The 662-nt window shown below is 50.8% G+C and carries 1 protein-coding gene; it reads left to right on the top strand.

Translation table 11 applies throughout. From position 1 onward, the window contains the following. Positions 1-662, top strand: a 662-nt coding sequence (locus A3750_RS19250) for a guanine deaminase (protein ID WP_156498753.1), incomplete at both ends; no start/stop codon positions are given.

Genomic DNA, 662 nt, shown 5'->3' with positions numbered 1-662 from the left:
GCTAGGCGAGGCAAGCGAACTGCTCGCCAAACATACTACAGCAGAGATCGTTGATTACACGGGTAAGCTGATTATTCCCGGCATGATCGACACACACATTCACTTCCCACAAGTCGAAGTGATTGCATCCTACGGCGAGCAGCTATTGGATTGGCTGAACAACTATACCTTCCCTGCTGAGCGCCAGTTTGAAGACAAGGAATACGCATCGAACATTGCGAACTTCTTTCTAGATGAATTGCTGAAGTGCGGCACCACAACCGCCTTGGTTTTCGGCACTGTACATAAGCAAAGCGTCGAAGCCTTCTTTGAAGCCTCAGAACAGCGCAATACACGGATGATCTGCGGCAAAGTGATGATGGATCGCAACGCGCCAGAGTATCTCACCGACACACCAGAAAGCGCATACCAAGACAGCAAAGCCTTAATCGAAGCATGGCACGAAAAAGGCCGTCAGCTGTATGCGGTCACGCCGCGTTTTGCGATCACCTCAACCGAAGCCCAGTTAGAGAAAGCCGGACAGCTTATTGCAGAACACCCAAGCGTATTTATGCAAACGCACATTAGCGAGAACCACGATGAGGTGGCGTTTGTCGACGAGCTATTTCCTGATGCGATTGATTACCTTGATGTATACGACCGCTATGGCCTGCTCGGCCCTC

The sequence above is a fragment of the Oleiphilus sp. HI0079 genome (genome assembly GCF_001635105.1).
This window is presented reverse-complemented; position numbering and strand designations above follow the sequence as displayed.